Raw genomic sequence first — 20,103 nt, 5'->3', positions numbered from 1 at the left:
TTACCTCTAATGTCAGCTTAGCCGTTAATAAGCTCAGCTAATAGCGTTTTAGCTTGTTCTAATTCTAGTGTGACTTGTTCTTTACGTTCACGTAAGTACTTTATAGTCACAACGCCTTTTTCTAATTCATCTTCACCGATAATAACAGCAACAAGTGCATCGCTTTTATCAGCACGTTTTAATTGTTTTTTAAAGTTACCGCCGCCAGCATGTACCATAACACGTAAACCGGCTACGTCACGACGTAGTTCAGAGGCAATAATAGGTGCTTGAATACTTGCTTTGTCGCCCATCGCTGCTAAAAATACATCAGCATTGCGACGAATGTCACCCACACACTCAATAGCCTGTAGCAATAATACTAAACGTTCTAGGCCCATTGCAAAACCAACCGCTGGGGTTGCTTTACCACCTAGTTGCTCAACTAAACCATCGTAACGACCGCCAGCACAAACAGTGCCTTGTGCGCCTAAACTGTCGGTTACCCATTCAAATACGGTACGGTTGTAGTAGTCTAAACCACGTACTAATTTTTCATTAACCGTGTATGAGACGCCTGCAGCGTCTAAACGTTCACATAAATTTTCAAAATGTTCTTTTGATTCAACATCTAGGTGCTCAGATAATTTAGGTGCGTCGGTTAATATGGCTTGTACATCTGGGTTTTTGCTATCAAGTACGCGTAATGGGTTTGAATACATACGACGTTTTGAATCTTCATCAAGCACATCTATGTGTTGTTCAAGGTAAGCTACTAATGCATCACGGTAATCGGCGCGCGCTTCGTTAGATCCTAATGAGTTAAGCTCTAAGCGTACGTGCTCAGTAATACCAAATGCTTCCCATAGTTGCGCTGTTAATAAAATAACTTCGGCATCTATATCGGCTGTGGCAATACCAAATGTTTCTAAACCAAATTGGTGAAACTGGCGGTAACGACCTTTTTGCGGACGTTCATGGCGAAACATTGGTCCCATATACCAAAGACGCTGCTCTTGGTTATATAATAATCCATTTTCGTTACCTGCGCGCACACATACAGCGGTGCCTTCAGGGCGCAGTGTTAATAAGTCGCCATTGCGATCTGCAAAGGTGTACATTTCTTTTTCTACTATATCGGTTACTTCACCAATAGAGCGTTTAAATAAGTCGGTTGATTCTACAATAGGAAAACGAATTTCTTGATAACCGAACGATGCTACTGTCTCGCGTAAAATGCTTTCTACTTTCTGCCAAACTTGTGTGTCGCCTGGCAGACAATCGTTCATACCGCGAACTGCCTGAATTTGTTTTGCCACTGATAAATCCTAAATGCTGTTTATGTGTAATAAAAAATGCTTACACAACAAGAATGCTAAAAATTGACCCACTATTATATACCCAAACTACCCCAAGATGCGACTTTCAGTTGGAATTAAAAGCGATTTAGGCAAGGCATTGATTGCAAATAATAGAGGTTCTATTGTTAAAATCAATAACGCAGTATAAATCGCTTTAAAACCAACCCATTTGGCGGTTCACAGACACTTACTCTCATCGTTGTTACTTTTTAAAAGGGATTGCCATACTTACAAAGTAACGCCTTGATATTAAATCCCTGTGAAACGCTGAGTTCTGTATTTTGAGGTGGTTTGGGTATCCACTTGCTATAAAGGTCAACGGCAAACAGCGTTGTTTGCCGCTAAATACGGTATTTATTCGACTATTTTTATGTCGATAGGTGTTTGGTTTTGCTTTTGAGCTATAAAGTCACGTACATAACCTTCGAGTTGTTCAACAATATTATTGTTATCGATACGTGCTTTTTGACGCTCGCCATTAATATATAAGCCAGAACGACGGTTTGCACCAGCAAGACCTATATCACTAACGAGTGCTTCACCTGGGCCATTTACAACACAACCAATTACCGAAACCGATACAGGCTCAATAATATCTTCAAGGCGTTCTTCAAGTTGGTTCATGGTGCTAACTACATCAAACTCTTGGCGTGAGCAGCTAGGGCAGGCAATAAAGTTAATACCGCGTGAGCGTATACGCAGCGATTTTAAAATATCAAAGCCTACTTTGACTTCTTGTACTGGGTCGGCTGCAAGTGATACTCGTAGTGTGTCGCCAATGCCTTCAGCAAGTAACATACCTAAACCAACGGCTGATTTTACCGAACCTGAGCGCATGCCGCCTGCTTCGGTAATACCTAAATGCAGTGGTTGGTCTATTTCTTTAGCAAGTAAGCGATACGCACCAACGGCTAAAAATACATCTGATGCTTTTACTGATATTTTAAATTGGTCAAAATCAAGGCGGCGTAATATATCTACATGGCGCATTGCTGATTCTAATAAGGCTTCAGGTGTAGGCTCGCCGTATTTTTCTTGTAAGTCGCGCTCAAGTGAGCCGCCATTTACACCAATACGAATAGGAATGTTATGCTCGCGAGCTGAATCGACCACGGCTCTAATACGTTCTTCGCTGCCTATATTACCTGGGTTTATTCGTAGGCAATCCACGCCGTATTTTGCCACTTTTAAGGCTATACGGTAATCAAAGTGAATATCGGCTACTAAAGGGATAGTGACTTGTTCTTTAATACTTTTAAATGCATCTGCTGCATCCATTGTTGGCACTGATACACGCACAATGTCGGCACCGGCATCTTGTATTGCCTGAATTTGTGCCACGGTTGCATCTACGTCCATGGTATCGGTATTGGTCATTGATTGCACTGCAATCGGTGCACCATCACCAATAGGTACATTACCTACATTGATACGAGTTGATTTTCTGCGTTTAATTGGAGATTCTGAAAACATAGCGACTACTCTGCTAGTGGTAATTTAAATTTAGCTAAACGATTTTTAGGAAAAGCCGAAATGTCGATAGGCTCACCATCCAAGGTAATACTTACAACGTCATGCTTACCTAGTACAACAGAAAAAGGAGGAGTACCGCTAACCGTCATCTGGTAGCCTGCTTTTTTAACACCAAAAGCTACTTTTTTACCCTCACCGTCATAAACTTCAACCCAGCTTTCATCGTTAAAGTTCATCACGATTGTACTTATACCTGGTGTTTTATCCAGATCAGTAGTTACTGTTTCTACGGGTTGTTCTACTGAATCATTTAATGTTTCGCTTTGCGGTTGTACCGTTTTATTAGTATCTGCTTGTTGTTCTTGTTCAAAAAAAGGAGATTGTGCTGCTTGTCGCTCACTCATAATTGAGTTCTCAACATTAATATTACTTGTTTGTTCTTCAATTGGCGTGGCATTTTGCCAAAACCAAAGTGCAGACGAACCAATGACGATCGCTAAAATAATATAACTCACGAACATTAATCGGCTGTCATTGGCTTCTTTTTCCGTTCGGCGTGAAAAGCTTTGCATGTTCGCGGGTTTAGCCGGCTCAGGTGGGGCTGGCATCATAGCTAGAATAGGCGTGCAATCAACTTTTAATTCTCGGCAATAGTTTTTAATATAACCTTTTACAAACGTAATAGGACCGAGTAATTGAAATTCATCGTTTTCAAGACGCTTTATTTGTAGTTCAGATAGTTTTAACGGCTTAGCAATTGCTTCAATGCTCACATTCGCTTGCTCACGATGTGCTTTTAGTATTTGACCAACCGTTGGTTGTTCGCTCTGTGTTTGCGTATTGTCTTCATTCATAATGTGTATGAGTCTGGATCCACTAGTAAAAGTCTATGCCCTGGCGTAAGTGCTATGTCAGGACTTAATTTATTCCATCGCATTAATTGATCAATTAATACACGCCGCTGGGTAGCTATTTCGTAAAGGGTGTCGCCAGCTTTAATTTCGTAATAAACATTAGGATCGTTTAGGTAAATTTTACTTCCATTCATTACCCGATCCGACTCTTTTAAACCATTCCATTGTAGAAGTTTTTGTAGTTTAACATTGTATCGCACCGAAATGCTAAATAGGTTTTCACCGAATTGAATTACATGAAATGGGATGCTTAAAGTTGGTACTTTAGGGTTAAGCATTGGTGGTTCAATGTGTTCACTTGCCTCATAACTCTTAAACTTTATGTCATTATTATTTTGGCGGCTACTTTCAGCAAACACGTTAGTATCTTTCGTTGCAGTGTAAAAAACAACATCAGAATCATTCTGTTCTATAGGAGCCTTTATTACAGGGGGAGTTTGCTGCGAATTAAAGTTTGCATCTTTAGGGGCGCCAAAAGAAATTATTTTAATGCTGTCATTTGGTTTAGTTAATGTTTTTTCGGCTTGTTTTTGCGATTTAGGTACTTGTGTAGCGGCGACCGTTTTTTGCATCGTATTAGTTAAATTATGACCAGTTGTTAAAGCAAGCATGATAGCCGATGTATCGGTTTTATTACTTGAACTAGTTACTGTTGGTGTCGTTTCTTTTTCTGAAATAGATGATGGGGGCGCGCTTGTATAAGTATTTCCTTTATTAATTGGATTAACAGTACTTGCAATAACTGAACTTGCATTATCCATTTGAGTTTGGGGTGCTAAACTTATGCGTTTGTTATCGTTGGTAACTAAGCTTGTTGAATTATCTCTAGCAATGTGTTTTTTCCGGGTGATTTTTATTTTTGGTTTAACACTAATTTGTCCACCATTACTTGTTTCTTGTAATTCATCAAGTTTAGCTTTTCGGTATTTTTCTCTTAAAATTTCAAATTCGCTTAACCGTACTTTTTGCTCTCGAATTACGTATGCTTCATTACTCGTTGGGTAGGTCTGTGAAATAGTGGTCGCAATTTTTTCTGCATCTTCTATTTTACCCATTCGATTTTTTATTAAATAGTTAAGCATTAAAGCCCGAGATGAAACTTTGCCTGTATCGTCATAACGCTTTAAAAGCTCACTTGCTTTGTGTAAATCACTTTTAGCATAAAACAGTGCAGCTAAACTGATTAAAGTAGACGTTCTTTGCGAGCTGTGGTTCATGGCTTGTTTAAAATAACTTTCAGCATTATCAAAATCGTTAAACTCAATGGCACATAAAGCTAAATTTTCGTAGCTTTCTGCAACACGAATGTAGCTAGGGATTTCTATTGCTTTTAAAAATTGATCAGTGGCTCGGTCGTATTCATTTATGCCACATAAAAATACACCGTAGTTATTTAAGGTATTTGGATCGTCTGGTTTTATGGCGAGTGCTTTTTGGTAGGCTTTATCGGCCAGTGTATTTTCACCAACTTGTTGATAGTAATAAGCTAGAGAGTAATGAACCTCTGGTAAATTTGGTGCAAATTCGGCTGCACGCTCTAGATTATATTTAGCCTGAGAATTATTGCCTGTATTTAGGTATTGTAATGCTAGAGCAATGCGCGTTCGCGCTGCGCCTATATTATTAATTTTATTTTCGACGACGGGTTTGTCACTGCCGTTATAACTATTTTCGGTTACACACCCGCTTAGAGCGAGTGCCGATATAGTTAAAGCAAGTAAAGATCGCATTACCTTATCTCTGTATTTTAATCCATATCTTCTATCTTACCTAAAAGCCTTTATGTTGCATCATATATTTAAAAATAAACGAATTAATATAAAGGCTTGTAACTATTCACCATGGTAAATTATTTTCAAAGGATCTTTTTTAACTATTGACCGATCCCGCCAGTATGCCAAGCTAGGGCTATGACCTAATAGCCCTAGCTTCAATGAATTTAAACAGCATCAACATCGACGAAATCGTTGAGAAAACCAAAGCTCAATTACAAGAAGGTAAAACTCTCACGCCTGCGCTGAAGATGTCTATTGAACTCATTCTGGTTGTCGTTGTTATGTTAGCAAGTAAATTAGGACTTAACAGTAACAATAGCAGTATCCCGCCATCAAAAGACATCAACCGAAAAAAACAAAACAAAGAGAAATCAGCCAAGTCAGCGGGTGGTCAAAAAGGCCGTGCAGGTAAAACACTAACCCAAACACAGACGCCTGATGAGATCAAAATCATCCTAGTTGAACGTGATTTTTTACCGAAAGGTCACTACCGTGAAATTGGCTTTCAAAAACGACAGGTTGTCGATATAGATATCAGGAAAGTGGTCACTGAATACCAAGCACAAATTCTGGAAAATGAGCAAGGTAAGCGTTTTATTGGTGAATTTCCAGAAGACGTTAACAGTCCTATTCAATATGGGGTTGGTGTAAAAGCCCATGCAGTTTACCTATCCCAATATCAATTACTCCCTTACAACCGCATTGAAGAATATTTTTGTGATCAACTCGGTATTCCAATCAGTGCGGGTAGTTTATTTAACTTTAATGAACAAGCAGCGGCCTTGGTAAAGTCCTCCGGCGCAGAAGCCGCGCTCAAGAAAGCCCTGAAAACGACTTATCAAGCCTTACACGTTGATGAAACGGGGATTAATATAGGTGGTAAACGACGATGGCTTCATGGTGCATCAACGACGTGGTGGACGTATTTTTACCCGCATGAGAAAAGAGGGAAAATAGCGATGGATGACGCCGATATTTTACCTCACTTTACTGGGGTACTATGCCACGACCACTGGAAACCGTATTATCAATATACACAGTGCCAACATGCCTTGTGTAATGCACATCATATCCGAGAGTTAGAAAGGGCATGGGAGCAAGACGGTATGCAATGGGCAAAGGATTTGCAAACCCTACTGACTGAAATCAATAAACATCAAATAGATAACCCCGAGCTAGATGCAGACACAAAAGCTCACTATATAGAGAAATATCAACAAATATTGGCTCAAGGTGACATTAAATGCCCTCCACCGGATAGAAACAGCCGAGTAAAAGGCCAGCGAGGCAGATTGAAACGAACAAAGTCTAGAGCGTTGTTAGAGCGGTTAAGAGATTATCAAGATGATGTCTTACGGTTCATGACGGAAACAGCGGTGCCTTTTAGCAACAACCAAGGTGAGAATGATATTAGGATGACCAAGGTTCATCAAAAGATATCTGGGTGCTTCAGAAGCATGCAAGGTGCAGAGATGTTTTGTTTAATCAGAAGCTACCTCTCGACTTGCAGAAAACAGCGTGTATCAGCAAGCCTAGCCCTTGAATTACTCTTCAAAAATCAGTTACCTGATATATTTATTGAAAATGTGGCTGAATAGTTACAAAGGCTTTAAGTATTTTACTAAAAGTTATGCTTGATGAATGTTTACAGTAATCGCATTATCATCACGCATTTTCTTTTTAGCTAAGCGCTTAGTACGATCCACTACATCACCCACTAATTGTCCACAAGCTGCATCAATATCGTCCCCTCGAGTACGACGAACAATACAGGTAACGCCAGCTGCTTGTAATACCTTTGAAAAGCGATCAATACGGCTGTTACTTGAGCGAGTGTACTCATTACCTGGGAACGGGTTAAACGGAATAAGGTTTACTTTAGATGGTGTGCCTTTTAACGTTTGCACGAGTGCATGCGCCTGATCGGTGCTGTCGTTAATACCGTTAAGCATAACGTATTCAACGGTTACGTCTTTATTAGCTTTAGAGCCGTCGATATAACGACGACACGCGGCTAAAAATTCTTCAATAGGGTACTTTTTATTAACGGGCACTAAAATGTCACGCAGTGCGTTATCTGGTGCATGCAATGAAATAGCCAGTGCTACGTCAATTTTCTCTTTTAGTAAATCAAGTGCAGGTACAACGCCTGACGTACTTAATGTTACGCGGCGCTTAGATAAACCAAAGCCCCAATCGTCCATCATTAGTTCCATTGCTGGCACTACGTTTTTAAGATTAAGTAAAGGCTCGCCCATACCCATCATCACAACGTTAGTTACTGGGCGCTTTTCGCTATGGCCATCAAGGCCTATATCTTTAGCTACACGCCAAACTTGGCCAATGATTTCAGATACTTTTAAGTTACGGTTAAAGCCTTGTTGAGCAGTAGAACAAAAAGTACATTCAAGCGCACAACCCACTTGTGATGATACACATAAAGTAGCGCGTTCTTTTTCAGGGATCCAAACAGCTTCTACTTCTTGGCCACCTTCAAGTATAAGCGCGTACTTAATAGTACCGTCGCTTGCTTGTTGGCGCACAGTGATTTCTGGTGCAACAATTTCGCACTCAGCTTTAAGCTTTTCTTTAAGCTTTTTATTTACGTTGGTCATTTCGTCGAAGTTATCTACGCCAAAATGATAAATCCATTTCATCACCTGGTCACTACGAAACGGTTTTTCACCGAACGATGCAAATAGCTCGCGCATTGCATCTCGGTTTAAATCTAATAAGTTAATCTTTTTTTGCTCGGTCATGAAACAACCTCAATCGGTGACGGTGGAGATAAAATTTACGAGGACGAATTGTACACAATTCACTCACTTTAATCATTAAGTAAAACATTATTAGTTTACTGATTAATACTTTACGTAATGACTAAAAAAGGGCCCGAAAGCCCTTTTCAATATGTTAACGAATTCGAATTAACGAGTACGTGAACAAAGCTCTTCGTCAGCGAAGAAGTACGCGATTTCGCGAGCAGCAGATTCAACAGCATCAGAACCGTGAACAGCATTTTCGTCGATGCTATCAGCGTAGTCTGCACGTAAAGTACCAGCTAGTGCTTCAGCAGGGTTAGTAGCACCCATGATTTCACGGTTTTTAAGAACAGCGTTTTCGCCTTCAAGAACGGTAACCATTACTGGACCAGATGTCATGAAAGATACTAAAGCACCGAAGAAAGGACGTTCGCTATGTTCTGCGTAGAAACCTTCAGCTTTCTCTTGTGAAAGGTGAACCATTTTAGCTGCAACGATTTTAAGGCCAGCAGATTCGAAACGGTTGTAGATAGCGCCAATGTGGTTTTTAGCAACTGCATCAGGTTTTACGATTGAGAAAGTACGCTCTAAAGCCATCTTTATGCTCCAATAATTTTAAGTAAAAGTGTGAATATTAACGGGCGCGAATTATACGCGTTTTAAGTGAAAAATCCTAATTTTATTAAAAACCAGTTTGATTGCAGTTTTGTGATCTTGATCAAAAGCACAATGCTTGGCGGATTTATAATGCCGCGCTCGTAAATTAATTAATCATGCAACCGACTTATACTCGGTTCGATGTATGGAGCGCACATGTCACCCATTATTTCTTCAACGCCTTTTACTCCTGAACTATTATGCCCTGCAGGCACTTTAAAAAACATGCGCTACGCGTTTGCTTATGGCGCAGATGCGGTTTATGCGGGGCAACCCCGCTATAGTTTGCGTGTGCGCAATAATGAGTTTGACCTAGACACGCTGCAAATTGGTATTAGTGAAGCACATGCGCAAAATAAAAAGTTTTATGTGGTGTCTAATATTGCGCCGCATAACGCTAAAGTAAAATCGTATTTACGTGATATAGAGCCAGTTATAGCAATGAAACCCGATGCGCTGATTATGTCAGATCCTGGTTTGATCATGCTGGTTCGTGAAAAATGGCCAGCCATGCCTATTCACTTATCGGTACAGGCTAACGCCGTAAACTTTGCAAGTGTGCAGTTTTGGGCAAAGCAGGGCATTGAGCGGGTTATTTTATCTCGCGAGCTCTCGCTTGAAGAAATTAAGGAAATACGCACGCTTTGCCCAAATACTGAGCTTGAGGTGTTTGTACATGGCGCATTGTGTATGGCGTATTCAGGGCGTTGTTTGCTCTCCGGTTACATTAATAAACGCGACCCAAACCAAGGTACATGTACTAATGCATGTCGCTGGGATTATGATGTTAAGCCAGGTGTTGAGAACGAAACTGGCGAAATGGTGCATAAAATTGACCCCAAACAGGTGATTCCTACTCTGGGTGAAGGCGCGCCAAGCAACGATGTATTCATGTTAGAAGAGCAAGGTCGCCCTGGTGAGTATATGCCTGCGTTTGAGGATGAGCACGGCACGTATATTATGAATTCCAAAGATTTACGCGCTGTGCAATACGTAGAGCAGTTAACAAAAATGGGTGTACATAGTTTGAAAATAGAAGGGCGTACTAAGTCATTTTATTATGTGGCGCGCACAGCACAAGTTTATCGCAAAGCAATAGACGATGCGGTTGCAGGCAAGCCGTTTGATGCGGATTTATTTAAAACATTAGAAAACTTAGCGCATCGTGGCTATACCGAAGGCTTTTTAAAACGCCATGCCCACCAAGATTATCAAAACTATGAATACGGCCACTCTGTATCAACTAAGCAGCAATTTGTGGGTGAAGTACTTGGGCGCTGCGAAAATGGATTAGTTGAAATAGACGTTAAAAATAAATTTTGCACAGGTCACTCTTTAGAGCTTATGACACCACAAGGTAACATTACTTTTAAGCTTGAATATATGGAAAACAAAAAGGGCGAAAGTATTAGCGATGCTAAAGGCTCTGGTCACATTGTAAAAATACCGCTAGATGAGGGCGTTAACTTAGCGCACTCTATTTTAATGCGTAACCTAGATGAAAACCAAGATACCCGCAATCCTTTTAAACAAGCGGTTTAAGGGGTATAAGTAACACCAAAAATCGGTGTTTTGGTGTTACTTCATAATCTATTTCAACTACCCATTAAAGGCTTATTTATGGCGTACGTATTATCAAGCTGTTGTTCTATTAAGCTAATCGTTTGTTTATTTACGTCGAGTGTTTTAGCGGTGTCTTTAAAGTTTAAAATAATCTCTGCTATTTCAGATATGATAACTTGTACTTGTTTCCAATTAGCATAACCTGCTGCAGAGGCCAGCTTTTGAATCGCTTTTAGTGGTGGGTTTTTTCCAAATCCAGCAAACGAAGTCGCATGCTCGTTAAAAGGGTGAGGACTAAAAGTGACATCATAAAAAGGCGCTAAATCCCACTCACCAGAATCTTCTTGTAAAAAAGCCCAGTTTTTACTGTGGTCGTCTTGGTTACAGCTAAATAAATTAAACATAGCCCGACGAAATTGTAATTGCCCCGCAGCAGGTGATTTGCATAAAACACGGCTCGCTTTAATTAAATCCTCATAATCTAATGTAGGTGTGCGAAAATCAGCATCTAGCAAGCCACATGCACTATGCATATGTTTGCAGCCCATTTTATCACCCAGTAATTTAAACCTATCGAATCGCTTTAAGGCAAGCCATTGCTTTGCACCGGTTCCTTCTGGAGCGGTTACCAGTAATCGTTGAGGTGGGTTTAATCCCGCTTGTTCAGCTAAATCCAAATACACAGCTTCACATAACCCTTCCTCATGTCCTAAAGCGAGGTTTTTGGATGTGAATTTTATTAACCAAGCATCATCGCCCGTTTTAGGCTTTGTTCTACATTCTTGTACATTATTGTCAGGAAAATAAATTTGAGCTTTAGGGCGTGCACCGCCGGAGCTGCCAGCAGCCACTAACGCAGAAAGTACTTCTTCTGTCTGTCCGTCAAATATTGCTTGGGCTTGTTGACCCAATGTAGCAAGACCAGCGTCATCGTCATTTGTGCCATCATAATGAGTTTCAGGTGTAAACGATAATGCGCCCATAGCACAATGGCCAACAAAAGATAAGCGGTCCATTTGGGTCACAAAGTTAGGCATTATGTTATTTTGCCTAAAGACACGGTTCTGTAGTAGTAACCCCCACCCATCAGGTAAACAATCAGAAAAGACCCCATGCAATCCATTATGTGGGCTTTTGGGTGCTAACTGAACATCTCTATTGAAGGCGAGTGAGAATGGCGAAAGATTACCATATGTGTCTAAATAACTTTGGTCGAATTGAAAGTAAACACCTTGCCTATTTTGAGCAAGTACACCAACCATTAACTCTGTTGAGTCTGACAGTGTACGTTTTACTTCTAGCTTTTCTATGGGTTTAAAGGCCATTGTTTAATACCTGTTCAATAGACGTTGGCGCATTCTTGCCTTGAGTTGGCGCTTTTGTTAAGTCATATAAACGAGTTAAATCGTCGAGTGTTTGCCACAAAAGCAATAGCTGCCTGAATGAAATAAGCCCTGTAACCTCAAACTTTTTTATTGTAGAAGCAGGTACTGTGCTTTTTTTAGCTAACGCCTCGCGTGACATTTTTGCTTTTTTGCGACGTTCTTTTAGGTGCTCAGCAAAAGCCAGCTGCACATCACCTTCGCTTAATAATAAATAATTAATAACAGAACCTCGCGAACTTGATTGGACATTACTGTGTCCAAAATTGCTTTTTTATGAGTTTAATAGATATTATAGTATCCATTTTTGGGTTGTAAAGTTAATGGTTGAATGCGAATTAACTAATATGATTTTTATTGATAGAGATCAACAAGAAAACGCAGAATAAAATGCATAATTTACGGCTGCAAATTTATGCTAGAAGTACTAGAGGTTAGAGAGTGGCTTTACTAATTAACAGCAAATGCATTAACTGCGACATGTGCGATCCAGAGTGCCCTAACGAAGCCATTTACATGGGCGCTAAAATTTACCAAATAGATGCCAATAAATGCACTGAATGTGTGGGGCATTATGATAAACCTACTTGCGTAAGTGTTTGCCCTATTGACTGCATAAAGCCCGATCCTAATCACCGAGAAAATATAGACGAACTGGCTGAAAAATATGTCAGGCTAACGAGTTAGTTTATTAATTGGTTTTTATGTGTAATGGGTTACGAAACTCAAATTGCGACACAGTCGCAACAATCAAACTGCTCGCAGATTGCGTATTGTGACTAATAAATATCTCCTCATATATTTTTAATTAAGCCTCAATAATTCGCGCTATTTACGGTATGATAACTCAATAATTTGTATTGATATTCTGGTCTGAGATAGCTATGGAAACCGCACCTAAAAAAACCGCCACAAAGCCCGCTACTAAAAAAGTTGCTAAAAAAACCACAAAACAAGCACAAGTCGGGTTTGAAGAATCGCTTTGGGATGCCGCCAATAAACTGCGAGGCAGTGTTGAATCAGCCGAATATAAGCACATTGTTTTAAGCTTAATCTTTCTTAAATTTATCAGTGACAAGTTTGAAGTACGTCAAAAAGCCATTATTGCTGAGCACGGCGATGAATACATCGACATGGTCAACTTTTACGCAATGGATAACGTGTTTTATCTACCAGAAGACGCCCGCTGGTCATACATTCAAACCAACGCCAAGCAAGGCGATATTGCCGTAAAAATAGATACCGCACTGCACGGCGTTGAAAAAAACAATAAATCACTCGCCGGCGCATTGCCCGATAACTACTTTTCACGCTTAGGGCTTGATGCCAGTAAGCTCTCGGCACTAATCGACACCATTAATAATATCGACACCATTGCCAACCAAAACGAAAAAACAGAAGAAGACTTAGTTGGCCGTGTTTACGAATACTTTTTAGGTAAATTTGCTGCATCTGAAGGTAAAGGCGGAGGCGAGTTCTATACGCCAAAATCAATTGTTACCCTTATCGCCGATATGATCGAACCGTTCGAAGGTAAAATTTACGACCCCTGTTGTGGCTCGGGCGGTATGTTTGTGCAATCGCTTAAATTTATTAATAGCCATAACGGCAATCAAAAAAATGTGTCTATTTATGGGCAAGAATACACTAACACCACCTATAAACTGGCTAAAATGAACCTCGCCGTGCGCGGTATTTCGGGCAATTTAGGCGATGTAGCCGGCGACACTTTTTTTAAAGATCAACACCCCGACCTAAAAGCCGATTACATAATGGCAAACCCACCATTTAACCAAAAACAGTGGCGCGCCGATAACGAATTAGTTGACGATGCCCGCTGGGCAGATTACCCAACGCCGCCTACTGGTAATGCCAACTATGCGTGGATAATGCACATGATCTCAAAACTCAGCGAACATGGCACCGCAGGCTTTGTGCTGGCTAATGGCTCAATGAGTTCTAACACCAGTGGCGAGGGTGATATTCGCCAAAAAATAATCGAAAACGATTTAGTCGATTGCATGATAGCCCTACCAGGGCAGTTGTTTTACACCACGCAAATTCCGGTGTGTTTATGGTTTATAAGTAAAGATAAAAAAGGCAATAACGAAAAAGGCCTACTAAAACGCCGCGACCGCCAAGGCGAAACGCTATTTATAGACGCCCGCGAAATGGGCTCTATGGTTAACCGTACCTTAAAAGAACTCACCAACGACGACATAGCTAAAATAACCCAAACCTACCATATTTGGCGCGGCGAAGAGCTAACCACTGAAAGTGCGAAGCCAGAAAGCGCACAAAAAGAGCAAAGCGCAGATAAAGAGCAAGAACAAGAGTACAAAGATGTCGCCGGTTACTGTAAATCAGCCACCCTTAGCGATATAAAAGCGAACGACTACGTACTTACCCCCGGGCGCTATGTAGGCGCTGCCGATATTATCGACGATGGTATCCCGTTCGAGACTAAAATGAGCGAACTTAGCCAAGCCCTTTATAGCCAAATGAGCCAAAGCGATGCGCTAGACAACGCTATTCGACAAAACTTAGAGGCGCTGGGTTATGGAAAATAGTAACGCATTAGATAACCCCGCCATATTAATAGAAATTAAACAGGTTATCGAGCAAGCGCGTAAACAGGTTAAACAAACCGTTAATCACGCTATGGTGAACGCCTATTGGCAAATTGAACGGTTAATTATTGAACAAGAGCAGCAAGGAGCGACACGAGCTGAATATGGAAAAACACAACTTGCGTTGCTCTCAACACAATTAACCGCACAATTTGGTAAGGGATATTCAACTCGAAACTTACGCAATATGCGCAGTTTTTATTTAGCCTTTTTAAAATGGCAGACAGTGTCTGCCAAATTGAGTTGGTCGCATTATTCAACGCTTATCCGCATTGAAAATGAAAATGCCCGCTTATGGTATATGCATGAGGCCAGTCAACAAAACTGGAGTGTACGCGCGTTAGAATGTAAAATAGGTACGCTGTATTACGAACGCTTATTGTCTAGCAAAGAAAAGCAACCCGTAGAGCAAGGTACAATAAATAACCTACAACAGTTCATACTAGGGCTTGGTAAAGCGATCCTAAAAATCGAGGACACGCATAATTATGCAGAGCGATGCAATGGAAAATAAACATCCTTTATTGCTTGAAATAGAAAAAGGTGAAAGCAAAAATTTAGAATTTAAAGTGCAATTACCAACCAGCAAAGAGTGGGTTAAAAGCATTATCTCGTTTGCCAACTCTGCAGGTGGAAAGCTGGTTATAGGCGTTTCTGATAATAGAACGCTTATAGGTTTGCAACATTTTGACCTATTTGAATTGATGGATAAAATTAGTTCAACAATGCATGAACTGGTTGCGCCTACGCTATTACCTAATATTTATATAGAGAATGTTAACGGGGTTGAGTTATTAGTGATAGAGGTGCAGCGCGGAGCATTACTCCCTTATTATTTAAAGAGTAAAGGCAAAGAGCTGGGTTGTTATCAACGTATTGGTGCGACTAATCGCGTAGTCAGTCAAGCGCAAGTGATAGAGCTTGAACGCCAGCGTAACCATATTAGCTTTGACTCACTTATTAACTATGAAGTAGATTTATCAACCCTTGATTTAACGCCACTTAAACAACATTTTGCAGCGCATGGTAAACCATTAACGCCAGAAAAATTATTAAGTTTAAAACTGGTCAAAAACGATAATAATACGCTTTACCCCACACATGGCTTGCTAATTTTACTGGGCTTTTATGAGCATGTAGAAATAAAATGTAGCCGATTTAAAGGCACTACCATGTCTATCTTTTTAGATAAAAAAGAGTACACGGGTGATCTTTTTCAGCAAATAGAAAACGCAGAACTATTTATAAAAAACCATCTTCATTTACGCGCAGAGGTACAGGGGCTGCAACGCACCGATACCTTTGAAATACCATTCCCAGCAATTCGAGAAGCATTACTCAATGCGGTAATGCATCGAGATTACAGCAATTTTGGACGAGATATAAAAATAGGTATCTACGATGATATTGTAAATATTGTTTCTCCAGGCGGTTTACCAAATGGATTAACTATGCTTGATGCGTTAAAGGGGCGTTCTGAAATTCGCAATACGGTGATTGCGAGGGTATTTAAGGAACTCGATTTAGTTGAGCAATGGGGCAGCGGTATACAAAGAATAAAAGAGTATTGCACCAAGTCGAACATCGGTTTACCTGTGTTTTCTGAGTCAGGTGATTTTACTGATTGGGAGTTTCCAAGAAAAACCTTCCATAGTAGTGAAGTGCTAATAGCGAGCGATGGAATAAATGATGGAATAAATGATGGAATAAACGATGGAATAAACGATGGAATAAATTATGGCGTAAATCTTCAAGCTGTTATTCCAAAAAATATTCAACCATTGCTAACGTGTATTAAGCACTCGCCTTCATTGTCTACAAAAGTATTCGCTAAGCAGCTTAATGTGGGCACGGCGACGGTTGAACGTCATATTAAATGGTTAAAAGACCATAACGTAATAAAGCGGATCGGCTCAAACAAAGGCGGATATTGGCAGGTGTTAAACAATGAAAAATAATAAATATAAACAACTCGCACTTAGCCAACGCTTTTATAGTGAAATGAAGCAAAGCGATGAGCTTGATAAAGCCATTCGTAAAAACGTGGAGGCGTTGGGTTATGGGGAATGAGCTAACGATTGGTGAGACTTGTTATGTTACAGATGGTGCTCATGCAAAGGTTAAGCGCCAAGAAAGTGGTATTTTATACTTAACATCTAAGAATATTACTAATGGTGAGTTAAAGTTAGATAAAGTGGATTGGATATCTGAGGTTGACTTTAATAAACTATTTTCAAATACCACTAAATCACAACGCTTGTTGCAAACCGGCGATGTACTGATGGGAATTATAGGCACTTTAGGTAATGCTTATTTATACAAAAGTGATGATAAATTTGGTATTTCTAGTTCTGTAGCAATTTTACGAGCTGATCCAACAAAATTAATGCCTGAATTTTTATATTACATTGTAACAAGTGAAAAATTTAAGAGAACGGTTGAAGCGTATAAAGGCGGCTCAGTACAAGGTTATACGAATATAGCAACATTAAAATCATTACCAATTCCTAATGTAACATTAAGTGAACAAAAAAAAGCTGTTACAGTTTTGTCCAGCCTAGATAAAAAAATACAGCTCAACAAACAAACCAACCAAACCCTAGAACAAATGGCGCAGGCGTTGTTTAAAAGCTGGTTTGTTGACTTTGATCCGGTGTTCGACAACCTACTTGCGAGCGCTTATTTTAACTTAGAAAACCTTGAAACTAGTCAGCCTGACGAGCTAAAACAAAAAGCACAGCGCCGTTTGATGGCACTGAACAGCTTAGAAAATGCGGCCGAATGCAAAGCGTCACTCATTGCGCTCGCTCACGAGTTACAAGCACAGTTACCAACAAAAGAAGCAACACAATCAGCAGTGCAAGTATCAGAAAAAGCCGCTGAAACATCCGTTAAAGCAAACTTTAGCGCTAACCCTAACATATTAGCCCAACACGCCAACACCCACGCCCACTTCCCCAATGAGTTCGTACACAACGAACAACTAGGCTGGATACCAAAAGGCTGGGAAGCTTCGAAACTGAAAGAGTTTGGTAAAATTATTACAGGTAAGACTCCACCTAAAAAGATAGATGACGCTTTTGATCTTGAAGGTAAAGGAGTTCCATTTATTACTCCTTCAGATGTAGAAGGTGATGTGTTTACAGTAAATGTTATAAGGCATTTGACTGAAAGTGGAGTGGGTTCTGTCAAAAATAATATTGTGGACGCCGAGAGTGTGTGTGTTACTTGTATTGGTAGCCAAATGGGTAAAACTACCATCGCTCCTGAGAAGTCTGTAACCAACCAGCAACTAAATTCTATTGTTTTAGGTAAAAAACATTTTCGAAACTATATTTTCTTAAATTTGAGAATGAGAAGAGAAGAGTTATTTAACTTGGGCAGTAGCGGTTCAACTATGCCAATACTTAATAAAACATCATTTGAAAATTTAAGTGTTTTGCAGCCAAATGAATCTAGTCTTAAAGCGTTTGATGATATTACAGAAAGCTATTTAGCTAAAATACTTCTTAACTCTCAAAATAATACAAGATTAACTACTATGAGAGACACTCTTTTACCCAAACTCATCTCTGGCGAATTACAAATACCCGATGTAGCCATTGATGAAGAAGTAGTAGATTAAACTTAGCTAAGCGTTTAAAGGTCAAAATAAAAAGAATAAGGGTGTTTGATGAAATTTACTGAAGCCAAATTAGAACAAGCGGTGGTTGAGCTATTAGGCGAGCAAGGCTACCCGCATTTATTGGGTGGTGAGCTTAGCCGCAGTAATAGTGATGTATTAATTAAAGACGACCTCCGTGCTTTGCCAATTAACACAATGAGTGAATAAGAATTAGTATGTTTGATTTAAATGAAATAGAGCAACGCGTGGCCAGCAAAACTTACGATTTGGGTTATGGTTTGTACGCATCAAATAATGTCAGTAAGTTACTTATTGTGGGTGATCAAGCAATGGCGAGCGTGGCGGGGCAGTATAAATACAAAGTCACCTTAGAAAATAGTGCAAGCGGACAATGCGTGGCAAGTTGTACGTGCCCCGCAGCCGATTATCAAGAGGTATGTAAACATGCCATTGCAGTGGCGCTCAAAGTAAACAGTTTATCTGCTACTGAATTAGCCAACGCAAACGCCGATGCTACAACACAAGGCAACGAACGCGGGGCATTAATGGCGTGGTTTTTAGATAAACCGGCTAAGGAACTTACCGATATAATCATGGGTTTTTTAGATGAGTCAGAGCATGAATTCGATAAATGGGTATTTATGATGTCAAACGACAAGCAAGCCATGAGTACAGGTGAGCTAAGCAAACTTATCACTAAAGCCTTGCCTAAAAAATCAGTATGGGGCTGGAATGAAGTACGTAGCTATTTTGCTGATGCTGACTCACTGTTTGAAATGATATTTCCTGCGATAGAAAAACTGCCCGTTGATCAGCAATGGCAGTTGAATTTTAAAGCCTTGGTGCGCTTAAACACCGTACTTGAAGAAATTGATGACTCCGGCGGCTTTCGCTTTGATTTAGAAGGGCAACTTAACCAAAACCTGAGCGAGCTTTTTAATCAACTGCCTTGGTCTGATGAGCAAAAAGCGCAGTGGATTTTTGAACACTTTGAAGATTACAAATACGATGTATTCCCGAGTGTACCGCATGACTTTGATATAACACCCAGTGTAAATAACTTGTTTTTAGCACTGTGTACAACGGCAATAGAAAAGCGACTACACGCGGGCGTTGACTTTAGTGATTGGAGGCAAAAAAGCGCGCTTACACGCCTTACGTCGATATTAATAAAACAAGCGCAAGGGCAGGATGATTGGCAAGCGCAACTGCGTTTAATTAAACTAACAGCCCATGACTCGTCGGATTATTTAAAAATAAGTACGCTTTGCAAAGACCGTAATGAGCTATTAGATGCCGAGTACTATTTAAAGCAAGCGTATCAACGGGCAAGTAAGCCACATGAAGTGCTTGCATGTAAACGCGATGAAATAGAACTTCGCCTTGAATTGTCAGAATTTAAAACCGCATGGGCAATCGCGTGGCAGTTATTTGTAGATAACCCGAGTTTTAATGGCTTTAAAGATTTACAAACGCTACAACTAAAAACCGGCATCATTGATGCCCAGTTTACGCAAAAAGTAGAGCAGCTATTGCTTTCTTTGTCAGAACAAGGGGCTAAATCAAACCAAGGGGCTTATCGCTTTACTAATTATCCGAGTGAATTACTGGATTTTTATATTGATCAAAATGACATTGAAAAAGCACGTTCATGGGCTGCAAAACATGAGGTTAAGCCGAGTCAATTGATAACGTTGGCTGGTTTAATTATGGCGCAATACCCACAAGAGTCGATTGACTTGTATCACAAATCACTTAGTAACATAATTGGACAAACTAATAATGACGCTTATCGAGAAGCAACTAATTTATTAATTAAAATAGAAAAAAGCTTAAAAGACAAAAATGCCGACTGCACACTATTATATGAAATGATTACTACATTGGCTAAGAAGTTTAAGCAAAAACGAAATATGATGAAGTTGTTGCGAGAATACTTCCCGCATTGTAGCTAAAAATAAACGTTTAAAAAATAATAACTA

At 40.0% G+C, this 20,103-nt stretch carries 18 protein-coding genes; 10 read left to right on the top strand and 8 right to left on the bottom strand.

Annotated features, from left to right (window positions below; translation table 11 throughout):
- Positions 1 to 17 precede the first annotated feature (17 nt).
- The 4 genes from hisS to pilW form a co-directional block, all read right to left on the bottom strand.
- Complete coding sequence (gene hisS / locus AC0VZ4_RS24075) at positions 18 to 1,298, bottom strand: histidine--tRNA ligase (RefSeq protein ID WP_475441854.1); 1,281 nt, start codon at positions 1,296 to 1,298, stop codon at positions 18 to 20.
- A 396-nt stretch (positions 1,299 to 1,694) separates the two neighbouring features.
- Positions 1,695 to 2,813, bottom strand: a complete 1,119-nt coding sequence (ispG, locus tag AC0VZ4_RS24070; protein ID WP_475441853.1) for a flavodoxin-dependent (E)-4-hydroxy-3-methylbut-2-enyl-diphosphate synthase — start codon at positions 2,811 to 2,813, stop codon at positions 1,695 to 1,697.
- 5 nt (positions 2,814 to 2,818) lie between these two features.
- The gene (locus AC0VZ4_RS24065; protein WP_475441852.1) at positions 2,819 to 3,667 is read right to left on the bottom strand and encodes a RodZ domain-containing protein; all 849 of its coding nucleotides are present in this window, start codon (positions 3,665 to 3,667) and stop codon (positions 2,819 to 2,821) included.
- Entirely contained in the window at positions 3,664 to 5,457 is a 1,794-nt protein-coding gene (gene pilW / locus AC0VZ4_RS24060) for a type IV pilus biogenesis/stability protein PilW (RefSeq protein ID WP_475441851.1), read from the bottom strand. The genes AC0VZ4_RS24065 and pilW overlap by 4 nt, the downstream gene beginning before the upstream one ends.
- 203 nt (positions 5,458 to 5,660) lie before the next feature.
- Between pilW and tnpC the strand changes: the two genes are divergently transcribed.
- A complete protein-coding gene (gene tnpC / locus AC0VZ4_RS24055; RefSeq protein ID WP_475440309.1) occupies positions 5,661 to 7,100 on the top strand; it encodes an IS66 family transposase in 1,440 nt (479 codons plus the stop codon).
- Positions 7,101 to 7,130: 30 nt separating this feature from the next.
- Here the strand turns inward: tnpC and rlmN are convergent, their stop codons facing one another.
- Both rlmN and ndk read right to left on the bottom strand, forming a co-directional pair.
- Positions 7,131 to 8,261 (bottom strand): dual-specificity RNA methyltransferase RlmN, encoded by a 1,131-nt coding sequence (rlmN, locus tag AC0VZ4_RS24050; protein WP_008139552.1) that lies wholly within the window; start codon positions 8,259 to 8,261, stop codon positions 7,131 to 7,133.
- A 168-nt stretch (positions 8,262 to 8,429) separates the two neighbouring features.
- Positions 8,430 to 8,861 (bottom strand): nucleoside-diphosphate kinase, encoded by a 432-nt coding sequence (gene ndk, locus AC0VZ4_RS24045; RefSeq protein WP_007377442.1) that lies wholly within the window; start codon positions 8,859 to 8,861, stop codon positions 8,430 to 8,432.
- Between the two features lie 216 nt (positions 8,862 to 9,077).
- Between ndk and trhP the strand changes: the two genes are divergently transcribed.
- Complete coding sequence (trhP, locus tag AC0VZ4_RS24040; protein ID WP_475441850.1) at positions 9,078 to 10,463, top strand: prephenate-dependent tRNA uridine(34) hydroxylase TrhP; 1,386 nt, start codon at positions 9,078 to 9,080, stop codon at positions 10,461 to 10,463.
- Between the two features lie 53 nt (positions 10,464 to 10,516).
- On the opposite strand, the gene AC0VZ4_RS24035 is transcribed toward trhP, so the two are convergent.
- Both AC0VZ4_RS24035 and AC0VZ4_RS24030 read right to left on the bottom strand, forming a co-directional pair.
- Entirely contained in the window at positions 10,517 to 11,809 is a 1,293-nt protein-coding gene (locus tag AC0VZ4_RS24035) for a type II toxin-antitoxin system HipA family toxin (RefSeq protein ID WP_475441849.1), read from the bottom strand.
- Positions 11,799 to 12,059, bottom strand: coding sequence for a helix-turn-helix domain-containing protein (locus tag AC0VZ4_RS24030; protein ID WP_475441848.1), 261 nt, complete (start codon positions 12,057 to 12,059; stop codon positions 11,799 to 11,801). Before AC0VZ4_RS24030 ends, AC0VZ4_RS24035 begins: the two co-directional genes overlap by 11 nt.
- A 248-nt stretch (positions 12,060 to 12,307) precedes the next feature.
- On the opposite strand from AC0VZ4_RS24030, the gene AC0VZ4_RS24025 reads away from it, so the two are divergent.
- The 8 genes from AC0VZ4_RS24025 (at position 12,308) to AC0VZ4_RS23990 (ending at position 20,076) form a co-directional block, all read left to right on the top strand.
- The gene (locus tag AC0VZ4_RS24025) at positions 12,308 to 12,553 is read left to right on the top strand and encodes a YfhL family 4Fe-4S dicluster ferredoxin (RefSeq protein WP_077535518.1); all 246 of its coding nucleotides are present in this window, start codon (positions 12,308 to 12,310) and stop codon (positions 12,551 to 12,553) included.
- Between the two features lie 197 nt (positions 12,554 to 12,750).
- Positions 12,751 to 14,436 (top strand): type I restriction-modification system subunit M, encoded by a 1,686-nt coding sequence (locus tag AC0VZ4_RS24020; protein ID WP_475441847.1) that lies wholly within the window; start codon positions 12,751 to 12,753, stop codon positions 14,434 to 14,436.
- On the top strand, positions 14,426 to 15,010 hold the full coding sequence (locus AC0VZ4_RS24015) for a DUF1016 N-terminal domain-containing protein (RefSeq protein ID WP_475441846.1): 585 nt from the start codon (positions 14,426 to 14,428) through the stop codon (positions 15,008 to 15,010). The genes AC0VZ4_RS24020 and AC0VZ4_RS24015 overlap by 11 nt, the downstream gene beginning before the upstream one ends.
- Positions 15,000 to 16,454 (top strand): ATP-binding protein, encoded by a 1,455-nt coding sequence (locus AC0VZ4_RS24010; protein ID WP_475441845.1) that lies wholly within the window; start codon positions 15,000 to 15,002, stop codon positions 16,452 to 16,454. The genes AC0VZ4_RS24015 and AC0VZ4_RS24010 overlap by 11 nt, the downstream gene beginning before the upstream one ends.
- Positions 16,444 to 16,566, top strand: coding sequence for a hypothetical protein (locus AC0VZ4_RS24005; protein WP_475441844.1), 123 nt, complete (start codon positions 16,444 to 16,446; stop codon positions 16,564 to 16,566). The genes AC0VZ4_RS24010 and AC0VZ4_RS24005 overlap by 11 nt, the downstream gene beginning before the upstream one ends.
- Positions 16,556 to 18,121, top strand: a complete 1,566-nt coding sequence (locus AC0VZ4_RS24000) for a restriction endonuclease subunit S (protein ID WP_475441843.1) — start codon at positions 16,556 to 16,558, stop codon at positions 18,119 to 18,121. Before AC0VZ4_RS24005 ends, AC0VZ4_RS24000 begins: the two co-directional genes overlap by 11 nt.
- A 48-nt stretch (positions 18,122 to 18,169) precedes the next feature.
- Positions 18,170 to 18,328: a hypothetical protein gene (locus AC0VZ4_RS23995; protein WP_475442230.1), complete on the top strand. Its 159-nt coding sequence runs from the start codon at positions 18,170 to 18,172 to the stop codon at positions 18,326 to 18,328.
- Between the two features lie 8 nt (positions 18,329 to 18,336).
- The gene (locus tag AC0VZ4_RS23990; protein ID WP_475441842.1) at positions 18,337 to 20,076 is read left to right on the top strand and encodes an SWIM zinc finger family protein; all 1,740 of its coding nucleotides are present in this window, start codon (positions 18,337 to 18,339) and stop codon (positions 20,074 to 20,076) included.
- Positions 20,077 to 20,103 lie beyond the last annotated feature (27 nt).

Source organism: Pseudoalteromonas sp. QJM3NY_22 (genome assembly GCF_056173065.1).
The sequence above is the reverse complement of the archived record's forward strand: the minus strand, read 5'-3'. Positions and strand labels throughout refer to the sequence as shown.